The 13,766-nt window shown below is 70.3% G+C and carries 9 protein-coding genes; 2 read left to right on the top strand and 7 right to left on the bottom strand.

The window, feature by feature from the left end:
- Window positions 1-6 precede the first annotated feature (6 nt).
- The 3 genes from D7Y15_RS26345 to D7Y15_RS26335 all read right to left on the bottom strand — a co-directional run bounded on the left by D7Y15_RS26345 (window position 7) and on the right by D7Y15_RS26335 (window position 4,433).
- Entirely contained in the window at window positions 7-1,737 is a 1,731-nt protein-coding gene (locus tag D7Y15_RS26345) for a hypothetical protein (RefSeq protein WP_148712876.1), read from the bottom strand.
- A 23-nt stretch (window positions 1,738-1,760) separates the two neighbouring features.
- Window positions 1,761-2,306, bottom strand: coding sequence for a hypothetical protein (locus D7Y15_RS26340; protein WP_121754300.1), 546 nt, complete (start codon window positions 2,304-2,306; stop codon window positions 1,761-1,763).
- Between the two features lie 90 nt (window positions 2,307-2,396).
- The gene (locus D7Y15_RS26335; RefSeq protein WP_121754299.1) at window positions 2,397-4,433 is read right to left on the bottom strand and encodes an alpha/beta fold hydrolase; all 2,037 of its coding nucleotides are present in this window, start codon (window positions 4,431-4,433) and stop codon (window positions 2,397-2,399) included.
- 360 nt (window positions 4,434-4,793) lie between these two features.
- On the opposite strand from D7Y15_RS26335, the gene D7Y15_RS26330 reads away from it, so the two are divergent.
- Window positions 4,794-6,281 carry a DUF4397 domain-containing protein gene (locus D7Y15_RS26330; RefSeq protein ID WP_158629117.1) on the top strand — a complete coding sequence of 496 codons (1,488 nt, stop codon included), beginning with the start codon at window positions 4,794-4,796 and terminating at the stop codon, window positions 6,279-6,281.
- Window positions 6,282-6,283: 2 nt separating this feature from the next.
- Here the strand turns inward: D7Y15_RS26330 and D7Y15_RS26325 are convergent, their stop codons facing one another.
- From D7Y15_RS26325 to D7Y15_RS26315, 3 genes are all read right to left on the bottom strand, one after another.
- Window positions 6,284-6,946: a hypothetical protein gene (locus tag D7Y15_RS26325; RefSeq protein ID WP_121754297.1), complete on the bottom strand. Its 663-nt coding sequence runs from the start codon at window positions 6,944-6,946 to the stop codon at window positions 6,284-6,286.
- A gap of 162 nt (window positions 6,947-7,108) precedes the next feature.
- Window positions 7,109-10,690: a M1 family aminopeptidase gene (locus tag D7Y15_RS26320; RefSeq protein ID WP_121754296.1), complete on the bottom strand. Its 3,582-nt coding sequence runs from the start codon at window positions 10,688-10,690 to the stop codon at window positions 7,109-7,111.
- Window positions 10,687-11,607, bottom strand: coding sequence for an ABC transporter ATP-binding protein (locus D7Y15_RS26315; protein ID WP_121754295.1), 921 nt, complete (start codon window positions 11,605-11,607; stop codon window positions 10,687-10,689). The genes D7Y15_RS26320 and D7Y15_RS26315 overlap by 4 nt, the downstream gene beginning before the upstream one ends.
- Before the next feature lie 107 nt (window positions 11,608-11,714).
- Here D7Y15_RS26315 and D7Y15_RS26310 point away from each other — a divergent pair, with 107 nt between their 5' ends.
- Complete coding sequence (locus D7Y15_RS26310) at window positions 11,715-12,245, top strand: hypothetical protein (protein WP_126933250.1); 531 nt, start codon at window positions 11,715-11,717, stop codon at window positions 12,243-12,245.
- Here D7Y15_RS26310 and D7Y15_RS26305 read toward each other — a convergent pair.
- On the bottom strand, window positions 12,154-13,533 hold the full coding sequence (locus D7Y15_RS26305) for a FadR/GntR family transcriptional regulator (RefSeq protein ID WP_121754294.1): 1,380 nt from the start codon (window positions 13,531-13,533) through the stop codon (window positions 12,154-12,156). The two genes, D7Y15_RS26310 and D7Y15_RS26305, sit on opposite strands and share 92 nt — an antisense overlap.
- Window positions 13,534-13,766 lie beyond the last annotated feature (233 nt).

The following is a 13,766-nucleotide window of genomic DNA, read 5'->3' as shown; positions in this document are numbered from 1 at the left end:
CAGGGCCTACAACCCCAGCACGGCCGCGACTTCCTTCAGCGCGGCCTTCTCCGCGGAAGCAAGCGCAGCTCCCGACTTCGACGGATCGTACAGGACGTGAAACCACCGTCCGAAGTGGTTGTGCGTGATGTGAGCGATTTCCTCCACCTCCCTGGCGGAGACGCTCTTCGTGTTCGTCCGCACGAACGTCCAGACCGAGTTGACGCTCGAATGGACCTCCCGCGCCATGCCCACCAGGTTCTCCGCCACGTTGACACCGCGGGTGGGAAACAGGTGGGCATGCTCGATGGGCACCAGATGGTGCACCTGATACGTCCCCAGGAGGTCCTTCCCCAAGGCTTGTGCCAACTGGGGCCGGTGCACCTCGAAGTACTCCTGTCGAGCCCACTCCCTGAGCTTGTCCTTCGAGTACTTGTCCGTGATGGGCCTTCGGAGTTGGTGTTCCATCCCCTTCAGCAATGACTGGAGCTCAGCCTGCTCCCCAGCCTTGAGTGCCATCAGGCCCTCTGCCTCCACCTTCATCCAGATGCGCTGGAGGGCTTCGCGCTCGGCGGGCGGCGTGCGGATCAACACCGTGCGGAACCACTGCGCGGCCTTCGCCCCTCCTCTGCCGAGCACCGAGACCACCGTGGGCGCGACGGCCTCCATCGCCCCGAGCGCGCCCTTCGCGATGAAGCCTCCCACGTACCAGTACGCGAGCTGCTCGAAGGACCACACGCCCGCGAGGCGCGCACTGTCCTTCACCTCCTCACGCCAGTGCCGGAGGATCTCCTCCTGCATCGCCCGGTACTCCTTGGCGATGTCCTGCATCTCCTCTGGAGGCTCGGAAGGTTCGAGCGTCGTCGCCGCCACCACCCGCCAGCGTGGCTCGGGTTCACCGCGCACGTGCCTTCCCTCCAGCTCCACTTCGACGGTGCGGCTTCCCACCGCGTTCACGAAGGGCAACAACGCCTGCACCACCGGCATGCGCAGGTCAGCGCTCCCGGGAGCGGTCCTCCGGCCCGACCCCTCCTGGACCTCGAAGACGACCAACTCCACCTCCGGATGCAATCGCAGTCCTTCGAACTGGAGTCTTGCCCTCTCATGCACCCGCCCCTCCCAGGGCACGCGAGACGCGGGCAGCAGCTGCCGGGCCACTGTCAGCGCATCCGACACCAGGGGCTCGGACGCTCCCGGCAGGGACTCGGGCACCGTTCGCGCGTGGGCCGCGACCGGGCCACGCACCGTCTCCAGGTCGAAGCGCCAGCGCTCAACCCCACGTGCCAGCGTGAAGCGCAGGCGGCGCGGCTTCACGCCCACCAGCGTGGACAGGCTCCGCGTCAGCTCGCGGGAGAACCCGCTCCACTCCACGGCCGCACCGGCGCCCTGGCCTGTCGCCGTGCGCCGGAAGGACACCAACGTCAGCGCACCGTCGTGCACCTGGTAGTCGAAGGTCCACGCCTCGCCCGGAACTCCGCGCGCACCCGCGACCTCCCAGAGCTCGCGCACCACCCGGGCCGCTTCCGCCTGCCGGGCGCGCTCACCTCCCACGGGCCCGGCACGCTCCAACGCCCCCTCTCGCGTGAATCCGAGTCCCGCGCGCTCGGCCGGGGTGTCGTCACCCGTCGCTGCTTCGAACGACTCGCGCTCGAAGGAGCCATCACTCGCGCACGCGGCAAGCGCGAACACCCACAGGAGTCCCAGCACCGGCGGCATCCGGTGCCAGGGCCCCTCTCCACGGGAAACGGAACGCGTCATCGCGTCCCGAGCCTATGTGGAAGCTACAGCGCCAGGAGCAACAGCGACGCCTGCTCCGCGGGCGAGGCCGCGAGGAAGGCGTCCGGCAGCGTGATGACCGTGGGCGGCATGAACGAGCGGTCGCAGCTGCGCTTTCCCTCGTAGGTGCGGCCCTCCTCCTTCGCCTTCAGCCGGTACGTGCAGTCGCGCACGTACACCGTCAACTCCTGCGGCGACAGCGTCAGGTTGACGGGGCGCCCGTAGAAGCCGCCCTTCGCCTTCACCGCGTCGCCGTCCTTCTTCACTTCCAGGTTCACCACCGAGGTCCCGATGTTGCCCTTCACCTTCTCGCCCTCCAGCCGCAGCGTCACCGGGGCGTCCGCCACGCGGCCTCGCAGCTCGCCTGGAAGACGGGACACCTGGAACTCGGGGCCCGTGACGTTGTCCGGCGTCATCCGCAGGTTGAACTGCGTCCGCGCCACGCTGAAGGCAATCTGGTCCTGCTCCGAGGACGCCCACGCTCCGCCCACACCCGCGAGCACCGCCAACACTCCCACACCCCGACGCAATGACTGTCTGTCTCGCTTCATGGATAGGACCCTCCTCGCTGACATGGATAATGTGTAACGTCCCCGGGGCGGCGACATATCGGCCGCGCCCGGGTCCCTCCGAATCGGGGGCTACCTTCCGCCCGCTGCCCCGCTCCCCTGCCCTGCCGCCGGGCCCAGCAGGTGCTTTTCGAAGAACATCAGCGCCGTCGTCTGGGCCATGTCCCGGTTGGTCTTCTTCTGGAACCCGTGCCCCTCGTCCGTGGCCAGCAGGTACCAGACGTCCGCGCCCTTCTTGCGCACCGCCTGGGCGATCTGCTCCGCCTCCGACTGCGGCACGCGTGGGTCGTTGGCCCCCTGCTGCACGAAGAGCGCCGCGCGAATCTTGTCCACCGACCCCAGCGGCGAGATGCGCTCCTGCACCTTGCGCACCGCCGGGTCGCGCTCGTCGCCGTACTCCGCGCGCCGCAAGTCCCGCCGGTACGCCTGCGTGTTCTGCAGGAACGACGGCAGCGACGAGATGCCCACCACGTCCACCGCCGCCTTGATGCGGTCCGGGAAGAACGCTGCCGCCGCCAGCGTCATGTAGCCGCCGTACGAGCCGCCGTAGATGCCCACCCGCGCCGCGTCCAGCTCCGGCCGGGAGGCGACGAAGTCCAGCGTGGCCCCGATGTCCGCCAGGCTCGCCTCGCGCTTCACGCCGTCATCCATGGCGCGGTACGCCTTGCCGTACCCTTCCGAGCCGCGCACGTTGGGCAGCAGCACCGCCATCCCCAGCTCCGTCACCATCAGCTGGGTCTGCGCGCTGAAGATGGGCTGGCTCTGCCCCTCCGGGCCGCCGTGGAACATCACCACCACCGGCACCTTCCCCTTCGCGTTCTTCGGCAGGTACAGGAACGCCGGCACCTTCACGCCATCCGTGGACGGGTAGCGCACCAACTCCGGCTCCACGAACGTCTCCGGATCCAACCCGCCCACCTCCGAGCGCGTCCAGCGCGTGGTCTTCTTCGTGCCCAGGTCCACCGTGAAGATGTCCAGCGGCACGCGCGCCGACGTCAGCGAGAACGCCACCCGGTCCGACCGCTTCGCCGGGAAGCGGACCTGCGAAATCACCCCGCGCGGCGTCTCCACCGGCGACAGCGCCTGCGTGCGCGTGTCCAGCAGATACAGCCGGCCGAAGCCCTCCTCGTTGATGGCCACCGCCAGCTTGCGCCCGTCCGGGGACAGCTCCAGGTTCTGCACGTTCCAGCGCACCGACTTCGTCAGCGACGGCGGAGCGGCCTGGGGCGCGCCCGTGAGCGGCAGCCGGTACACCTCCGCGAAGTCGCTGTAGCGGTCCGTGGCCACGTACACGCCCTGTCCGTCGTGCGTGAAGACGGCGGCGTCCACGCTGCCCTTGCCCTCCTTGGGCGTCAGCTGCGTGCGCGCGTTCGTCTTCACGTCCACCACGCTCAGGTCCGCGTCGTCCGCCGCGCGGAACTGGCGCACCAGCAGCTTCGAGCCGTCCTGGGAGAACTCCAGCGGCGCCCAGCTGCCTTCCACCTCCGTCACCCGCTTCGCCTGCTTGGGGTCCGCCGTGGGCGCCACGTACACGTCGGTGTCCTTGCCGTTGCGCCCCGTGCCCGCGTACGCGAGCCAGCGCCCGTCCTTCGACACCACCAGCTCTTCATGCCGGCTCTTGCCGTCCGTCAGCAGCTCCGAGCGGCCCGTGCGCCGGTCCAGCTTGAGCACCTGGTAGAACTCTCCGCCGCCCGTGTCCTGCAGGTAGAAGACAATCTGCGGATTGCCCGGCAGGAAGCGCGCCCGGTTGATGGGCTCCTTCGTGAAGGTGAGCTGCGTGCGCGCGCCCAGCGGCATCTCCACCAGGTGCAGCTGGTTGACGTCCGCGAAGCGCGTGGAGATGAGCACCTGCTGGCCATCCCCGCTCACGTCCAGCAGCTGCGCGGAGCGGGACTCCAGGTACTGCTGCACGCGCTGGGAGAGCGCGGGCGGCACCGGCGGCACGCCGCTCACCCACAGGTTGGGCAGGCCGGGCAGCGGGGCGATGCCGGGGACGGCGGACGGTGCCTTCGCGGCGGCGGCCGGCGCGGGGGGCGCCTTCGACGGGGCCGGCGCGGGCGTCTGCGCCGCGAGCAGGGACACGATGAGTGGAAGGGACGCGAGGTTCATGGTGCCACCGACCCTACCAGCGCCGTCACGTTCCCCGGCACCCACGCGCGCCGTTCCTCCCTCTCCGCACGATGATGCGTGTTGAACACTGGATGGCCCGGGCGGCCACCCTGTTGGATGCCGCGCCGCGGCGGCCGAACGAGCGTGACCGCGGGGCAGGGTGATCGCTCCCGGCCTCACTTCGAAGCCCTCCACGCCTGTGATGCCCGGGGCTTGCGACGTGCGCCGGTGCACAACGTCGCGGGCGGACAGTGGCCCTTGCGTGGGGGTTCGCCAGCGTGGGGGGGATGCCCACCCTTACCCCTGTCGACATCGGTGCCGAGCCGCGTCCGCGGCCCGCCGAGGAAGGGGGACTTCGACATGGCCTGGATGCGGGAGAAGACACTGCTCGTCGTCGCGCTCACGTCGCTGGGGGTGTTCGCGCCCGCGTGCGGCGGCGGCTCGGCGGAGGACTCCGACGCGCCGCCCACCCAGGACGGGCCGGTGCTCGTTCCGCCCACTGAGGCGCAGCTGCGCATCGTACAGGCAGCGCCGGGCTCGCCCGCGATGGACGTCTACCTCGCTGGCGACCCCACGCCCGTGGCCCGGGCCGTGGCCTATGGCGCCACCACGCCCTACCTCACGCGCGACGCGGGCGCTGTCACCGTGGAGCTGCGGCCCGCGGGCTCGGCGGCGAGCACCGCGCCCATCGTGTCCCAGCGGGTGGGCATGGAGGCCGGGACGCGCTGGACGGTGGTGACCGCCGGGGCCTTCGGCGCCTCGGACTCCGGCGCGGCGATGCGCACGCTGCTCCTGCGCGACAACACCGTGCCCGCTGACGGAGGCCAGACGCGCGTGCGCATCATCAACGCCGGCACGGACGCGCCGACGGTGGACGTGGACCTGGGCAATGACGGCTCGGTGGAGGTGGCGTCGCTCGCGCGCTTCCGCGACTCCGGCGAGCAGGCCCAGGTGCTGCCCTCGGGCGCCGCGTTCCAGGTGGGCCTCCGCACGGGTGGCCAGACCCTGACGTCCTTCACCGTGCCCGCGCCCGGCTCCGGCACCGACACGCTCATCGTCGCCACCGGCCTCATGTCCGCCTCCGCGCGCGCGGGCGACGGCTTCTCGCTGCTCACCGCGGGCCGCGACGGCACGCTGGCCATCCTCCGGCAGAACCCCACGGTGTACGTGCTGCACGCGTCACCGGACGCGCCCGCGCTGGACCTCTTCGCTGGCGAGCGTGAGCTGTCCGGTGACCTCTCCTACGGCACGCTGTCCTCGCCGCTCCAGGTGCCGCCGGGCGCGTACACGCTGGACTTCTTCGCCGCCGCGTCCGGGACGGAGCGCCCCTCGAGCGCGCCGGTGGCGACGGCGACGACGCCCACGCTCGTCCCGGGTGAGCGCTACCTGATGGTCGCCGCGGGCTATCTCGAGCCGCCCCGGCCGGCGGCGTCTCCGTTCACGCTGCTGCCCCTCACGGACCGCTTCGCGAGCGACCCGTCCAACCTGCGCCTGCGCTGGGTGCACGCCGCCGCGGACACGCCCGCCGTGGACGTGGGCCCGCTGGGCTCGGAGCGCCGCGTGCTGCCGGACGCGCCCTTCCTGGACGTGCCCTTCGCCTCCGCCACCGCGCAGGACGGCCTGCCGCTGCCCTCCGGTGGCACCGTCACGCTGGGAGTGGTGCCGTCCGACGACGCCAACCGTGCGCCGCGCACGAGCTTCTCCGTGACGCCCCAGCCGGACACGCGCGTCTTCGCCGTCGCCACCGACACGCCCGGCTCCGCGCCTGGCAGCTGGGACCTCCAGCTCCTGTGGGTGGACACCACCCGCACGCCATGGACCGTGAGCACGCGGGCGCATGGGCCCTGACCTCAGAAGGCCCAGCCCACGTTGAGCAGGATGCGCTGGGTGAAGAGCCACGTCGCCTGGCGGACCCGCACCATCCCCAGCCTGCCGTCGTCGCCCAGGCGCATGGCGTCGTAGGCGAACGCTTCACGGCGGGCCCCGAAGCCCACGCCGCCCTGCACCGTGAAGCCGGGCTCCACCACCAGCGAGTAGCCCAGGACCGCCGTCCCGCCCACGGCCCAGTCATCCGTGGGTTTGCGGCTGGGCGGTTCACCCTCCAGATGGTTCACCACCGTCTCGTCGGAGATGCGCCCCAGGCTGGCCTCCAGGCGCGGTGACACCCACAGCCCCTGGGGTGCCCGTCCCGTCAGGTAGAAGCGCACCGAGGGCGCAAGGCCGAACTGCAGATACGAGGTGTCATAGCCTTCCAGGCCACCGGCCTGGACCTCTTCGAACCGCGAGCGCTGGTGGGCGAAGGACGCGAACACGCCCAGCCCCACGGAGAAGCGCTCGCCCATCACGCGCTCGCCCTCCAGTGACAGCTGATTCAGGTTCTGGAGGGGAACGGACACCGTCACCACGTTGCGCCGCTCCACCGGGAACGACCCCGAGGTGACGCCCTGCTCCGCGAACGCCACCGCCGACACGAACACCAGCGACACACCCATCTTCCACTTCATCGCGACCATGTGATGAACCCCCGTCATGGAGCAGGACCCCCAAGGTCCGCCATGCGAAGGACGCCCATCGCAATCGATGTGCCAGCCTGCGCGCAGAGGGAGCGGCGCGACGGTGACGTCTGACATCGTGACAACATGTCCCCTGCGCGAGGGGACACGCGTGTCACCGTGTCACCGCGGCGAGAGCTTCGCCTGGGCCTGCTCGCGGCGCAGCTGGAGCACGCGCACGTCCGGGTCCACCAGCAGCCGCTCCGGCTCGAACGCCGAGCGCAGCGTCACCTGCACCGCTTCACCCGCCCCGGGCTCCACGCGCGTCACGGCCTCCGCGGCACCCAGGGGCGCGGCGGACTCACCGGCCTTCGTCACCGTCACCTCCACCGGCATGCGGCCCGTGCCCACGTTCGTCACCGTAACCGTGGTCACCCACTGGCCGCCGGACTTCGTCACGCGCGCGTCGCTGACGCGGTACTCGGGCACCACCACTTCGAAGAAGGCCTGCCGGGTGAAGCGGTCGAACGCTTCGGGAGATGGCGCGAACGGGCGCATCACCGCGATGAAGTCCTGCAGCACCGGATGGTCGGCGTTGTTCATGTATTGCTTCAGGAAGGCCTGGAGCCCCGCGTGCATCGCATCGCGGCCCATCAGGTCCTCCAGCATCCAGAACGTCCAGCCGCCCTTCTCGTAGAGGACCACCGTGTCGCCGTCGCGCGAGCCGTCCAGCTTCACCAGCGGCTGCTCCGCGTCCACGCGCCGGTCCTTGCCGTAGCGCTCCTCCATGCGCTTCGCGGTCTGCCGGCGAGCCTCCTGCCCATCGAGCTGCTCGATGAGCTTCAGCGACGAGTAATGCGACATGCCCTCTGACAGCACATTGCCACCGGGCCCCTTGCCGGGGATGAGCAGGTCGCCCCACCACTGATGCGCGGCCTCGTGCGCGGTGACGAGCAGCACCGCGTTCGACTCCGGTGTGGTGAGCGTGAGGAACCCGATGGACTCCGAGAACGTGATGTCCGTGGGGAAGCCCTGCGCGTAGTTGTCCAGGCCGGCGAACTCCGACAGCTTCAGCTCGGCCCACGGGAACGGGTGGAACCATTCCGAGTAGTACCGGCGCGCGGCCTCCAGCCCGCGCATCATCTCCGGCACGTTGTAGCCGTGCGAGGGGTCGTGGAACACCACCGTGCCCGCGCCGTCCACGCGGGTCCACTTCCCCGCGATGACGTTGAAGAAGCTCACCGGATGGTCGCTCCGCCACACCGTGGTGCGCCGGCCGTCCTTCACCGTATCGCTCTCACGCACGCCCACGGAGTTGAGCGTGTAGGCCTCCGGGCCGCTGACGCGGATCCGGAAGGGGAACGGCATGTTGCTGCCCCAGGCGGCATCCGTGGGCCCTTCGTAGAAGTCGTCCGCGTACACGCGCGGCTCGTAGCGGTTCTCCTTCGGGTCGATGCCGCGCTCCTCCTCGTAGCCGACGACCGGCGCGAACGTGGGCGTCTCGCTGGTGAGCACCACGCCGGACGGGAGGATGAACTCCCTGAACGCGCCGCCCTCGCGGGACACGCCATCCGGCACATGGCCCGCATACTGGAAGCCCACCGTCACCTTCGCTCCGGGCGGTAGCGGCGGGGACGGCGTGAAGACATACAGCCCGGCGCGGTCCTCCGGCGTCACGTCCTTGCCGTCCAGCGTCCAGCGCACGTCCGTCCAGCCATCGCCGCCGCTGAGGGCGAAGCGCGGCAGCGCCACGGTGTGCCGGTTCAGCAGCGTGTACGTGCCCTTCATGCGGAAGGCGCTCGCCTCCGGCTCCAGGTCCACGTCCAGGTCCACGTCCGCCAGCATGGGCTGAGGCGCGTCCTTCCACGTCGCCAGGTTCTTCTGCCAGTACTCCTTCGCGCGCTTCTTCGCCGCCGCGCCCTGGTGGCCCTGCCCCACGAGGATGCCCAGCCACGTCAGCGCCACCACCGGCACCGCCAGGTACGGCGCCAGCCGCCACAGCCCGCGCGCGAGGCCCGAAGGCTTCAATCCTTCCAGCGTCGTCACCGAGTCGCGGACGCGGCGGCCATCCAGGCGCACCGCCAGCGCGGTGAAGAAGACGGCCGCGCCCAGCGCTGCCACGCGGTTGAGCACCAGCGCGGCGCGATCCACCTGGAAGGCGCCCAGGTCGGTCCACCGCACTGCGTCCCACAACGGCCAGTTGGTCACCCAGGTGAGATCGCCGCGCACGGCGAGGTAGCCGGTGAAGCCCAGCGCGGACAGGGCCAGCGCGTAGGTGCCGAAGCGGCCTCCCGTCACCGCGCGCGCGGCCAGGATGAAGCCCGTCCACAGGAGGAACGTGGGGAACAGCAACAGCCCCCACACGAGGACATACGGCGTCAGCGACAGCGGCACTTTGCCCTGCGACACCTGCACCAGCGTGCCCGCGAGCGCCATGGCTGCGAGCAGCGCCACCGCGACGAGGCTGTTCGCCAGCGCCTTGCCCAGCAACACCGACAGCGTGCGCACCGGGGTCGCGTCGTGGATGGGCGCGAAGCCGGAGGCCTGCTCACGCTCCAGCGACTCCACCACGTAGAACATCAACAGCAGGCACACGAGCACCGACGCCTGCCCCATCGTGCGCACCGCGAAGCGCCCGGGCACCAAGAGGAGGCTCGTGTCGAAGGGGCCCACCGCCGTGGCGCCCTGCGACACCATGTGCAACATCAGGAGCGGCAGGAACAGGTAGAGCCCCGGCTGCGACAGCAGGCCCCGTCCTTCCGCGCGCGTCACCGTCCACAGCCCCGTCCAGAAGCCCGGCGGACGGACGCCCATGCGCAGCGCGGACAGCGGCGCCTCCGCGTGCGACAGCGCCACCTGTTTGGGAGGCGCGTCCAGGACCCCGCCCTTGCGCGGAGCCTTGGTGCCCACCTCGCCCCGGAGCGCTCGGCGGAAGTGGCTCTCGCTCCAGGCCACCGCGCCCAGGCCCAGGGCCATGAGCACGAAGCGGCTGGTGACGAAGAGGGCGTCCAGCCCCACGGGCTGCGTGTTGTAGAAGTCCACGCCCCGGTCCACCTTGATCCACGTCTCAGTGAGCCACCGGAAGCCACCGGGATCCAGCGCCATCAGGAGCCGGTTCACGCGCGGGTCCAGCCAGCCGGGGGACCAATCCCAGAGGAAGAACGCGCTGAGGAAGAACAGCCCCACCGGCAGGAAGTACACCGGCACCGCGCGGCGCGTGCGCTCGCCCGTGGCGAAGGCCGCGCCCGCCATGAAGACAATGAGCGGCAGGCCGAACCACACCGCGCCGCCCACGTAGTTCCCGAACGCGAAGGGCCCTCGGAACTCCGCGTCCGCGCCCGCCGGCACGACGTGGTGGAAGAAGACGAGCCACCCCATCATCCACCCGAGCGCCAGCACATACGCGCCCAGCACGCCCGCGAACTTGCCCCACACGTACTCCGAGGGCGTCAGCGGCGTGGTGTGCAACAGCGGCTGCACGCGGGCCTCGTCGTCGGAGATGACGGACATGCCCGCGCCCACGGACACGAAGAAGGTGAACAGCATGAAGGAGAGCAGCAGCACCGTCTGCGCGACGGCGAAGGCGCTGGTGATCCACGCCTTCTTGCCGCCCACCTCCGTGCTGCCCGCGGCGATGGTGACGTTGCCGGAGGACACGCCCCACACCAGCAACACCAGCAACACCAGCAACACCCAGAACAAGGGGCGCCGCGTCTGGTGACGCCACTCGGTGCGCGCCACGCGCCAGAGCCGGGCCGCGTTCACGCGCCCACCGCCGGGGCGGATGCGGGCGCCGGGGCCTTGGGCTCGGGCGCGTCCTTCATCAGGAGGAGGTAGGCGTCCTCCAGCGTGGGCGGCGTGCGCTCGAAGCCCGGGGGTACGGGCGCGCCCGGAGCGGCGTGGATGCGCACGCGGTTCTTGCCCTCGACGAGCACGGCCTGGGTGACGCGGTGGGCCTGCTGGAAGGCGGCCATGTCGGCCGGGGGGACAGTGCCTTCGAAGAGGGAGTCGTGGAGGGCGGCCTTCGCCTCGGTGGGACTGGTGATGGCCATCACTCGGCCGTGGCGGATGACGGCGAAGCGAGGGCAGAGCATGGCCACGTCCTCCACGATGTGCGTGGACAGGAGCACCGTGCGCTCATGGGCCACCTCCGCGAGCAGCCGGTAGAAGCGCTGGCGCTCCTCGGGGTCCAGTCCCGCGGTGGGCTCGTCCACGATGAGGAGCTTCGGGTCACCGGCCAGGGCCTGCGCGATGCCCAGCCGCTGCCGCATACCGCCGGAGTACTCCTTCACCTTGCGCTTCGCCGCGAAGGTGAGGTTCACGCGCTCCAGCAACTGGGCGCACAGGGCCTTCAGCCCTTGCGGCGCGGTGACGCCCTTGAGCTCCAGCAGGTAGCGCAGCATGTCCTGCCCGGAGAGGTACGGGTAGAAGCCGAACTCCTGCGGCAGGTAGCCCAGGTGCGGGCGCAGCGCCTCCGGGTGGCGCACGAGGTCCAGGCCGTCGAGCGTCACCTCGCCGGAGGTCGGCTCCAGCAGGCCGGAGAGGATTTTCATCAGCGTGGATTTGCCCGCGCCGTTGGGCCCGAGCAGGCCGAACATCCCCTTGGGAACGTCCAGGTCCACGCCACGAAGGGCCGTCACCGGGCCCGGATACACCTTCACCAGGTTGCGCAGGCTGAGCATGTGGCCCGTTCTACGCCGAAGCCGGGGTCTCCATTTCCAGCTTCGCGAACGAAGGGTGCACGGCGCGTCCATGAGCGCTCTCGCGCGGTGTGTTAGACAGCCTGAACATGAACCTTCGACCTATCTGCCTTTCCGTCTTGGTGGGCGCCTTCGCGTTCCTGGGCTGCTCGGGTCCGACCTACCTCCACGGCAAGGCCCTGGAGCAGAACGAGTACCGGGGCTACGGCGAGTACCTGCCCGAGCGCGACCGGGAGGTGCTGGCCCAGGCGGCGGCGGTGAAGGACGCGGCGGCGGTCATCTTCCTGCAGGAGACGTTGCCGGAGGGCATCGAGATGACCTCCCACATGCTCCAGGTGAAGGACGGGTATTCGCACCAGTTGCTGGGCAAGCTGGCCTTCAGCCAGGGGCGGGTGGACTCCAAGCAGGACCTCATCGCGCACGTAAGGAAGGTGGCGCAGGCGGCGGGGGGCGACGCGGCCGTCGGCCTCTTCCTGCTTACGCCGGCCAACGACTACACCCAGGCGCAGGCGGTGGAGGCGGTCATCCTCAAGCTGGACCCGCGCGTGCGCGCGAAGCTGCGTCCGGATGAAGCGACGGTGAAAGGCTCGTCGGCCGCTCCCGGCATTGAGCAGCTCTGAGCAGGTCGCCTGAAGCGCGGTAACTCGAGGCGAGTCGTCCCAGGGAATGCGCAGTGGACCGCAAGAGGCGAGCCACCCACCGTCTCAGGTGGCCGTGAATCGCGCCACCCACCTCGCGTTCCGCCACGTCCGCTTGTCCATGGGCGCGGGTGGGTGGTGGTTCGGATTGAAGGCCGCCATCCGAAGACGAATTGTCACAACTTGTCCGACAGTCGGAAAGGTTGCCCAAGGCCGCTTCCAGCAGGTCCGTCTCGATGCATTCCCCCCGAGACGCGAGCAAGGCGAGCCCGCCGGCATCTGAAGACAACGACCCTCCGCTGTCGGGCTCCACAGGGAAGCAGGGAGCAATCCCGAGCACCTGGATATCCCCAGCGGCTGACGCAACGCCGCCAAGGTCGCGCTCCTCGCCCAAGGGCCGTGCCTCCAGCGCATTCTCCTGCACGCTGCATTGTGTGGAATCGCCGGGACGGCACTCCTGGACGCAAGGCCGCGCCTCCAGCGCATCGTCCCGCGCGATGGCTGACACAGGGGTGCCGTGAACGTCCGACTGGGAGCCTGGGGCGACGGGGGCCGCAGGTACCTGAGGAGCAGGGGCGAAGGCATTCAGCACGCGCTCATCGCGCGCCTTCAGCAGTGCCGGCAGCTCATGCTGAAGTGCCTGCACGTCGCGCTCGTGCAGGACTGCCATCGCGCGGAAGGCCCACTCGCGCAGCGCCGCTCCGCCCATGAGCGGCAGCAGTTGGGCGGCTCCTCCCAGGAAGGCCCGCTGCAGGGACTGCACGAGGAGCACGTGCCCCGGACGCGCCGCCACCCGCGCCGCATGCCGCAGCAACTCGAATTCCGCCTGCGCGCAGGTTTCCCCCGACTCCCAGCGCGCCGCGTCCTGGAGCTGGTAGCACGTGCTCCCCAGCCGGTCCAAGTCGAGGTCCGAGGCCCTCGCGCAGCAGTCGGCCAGAAGCTCCACCAGCACCTGACGCTTGAGGCTGAAGTAGCCCTCCAGCAGCCACCGGGCATCCGGGTTGCTCGCGTCATGCAGCGCCAGCCCCAGGTTCTCCAGCGTCAGTGACTCATCCAGCGGCACCGCGCGCGTCTTGCGTCCGGGGCGCTGAACCACCAGGCCTCGCGCCGCCAGCCGCCGCAGCGCCTCGCGGATGGTGCCCCGACACACCTCATAGCGGCGCGCCAGCTTCGCTTCGGAGCCGAATTGTCCGCTCGGGTGCAGCCGCCCCAGCGCGATATCGCGCTCGATTTGCGCCTCCACATAGGCCACGAGTCCTCGCCGTTCCATCCCCACTCCCCCTCCTCGTCCCAGCATCGCCATCCAACCACAGGGGTCTGACATGGACGTGCGAGCCCACCCTTCTCATTGCCAGCCAGGGGGCAACTGAGCCTGGCCCGGTTCCGTGGACACCCGAGATGTGATGGAAGGAGCACGGGATGTCCGCGACTGACGAAAAGCAGAGGAAGCCCCGCAGGCCGCGCCGGGAGTTCACGGCGGAGTACAAGGCCGGGGCGGTGAAG

This window comes from Corallococcus sp. AB030 (assembly GCF_003668965.1).
GTDB classification, from domain to species: Bacteria; Myxococcota; Myxococcia; order Myxococcales; family Myxococcaceae; genus Corallococcus; species Corallococcus exiguus.
This window is presented reverse-complemented; position numbering and strand designations above follow the sequence as displayed.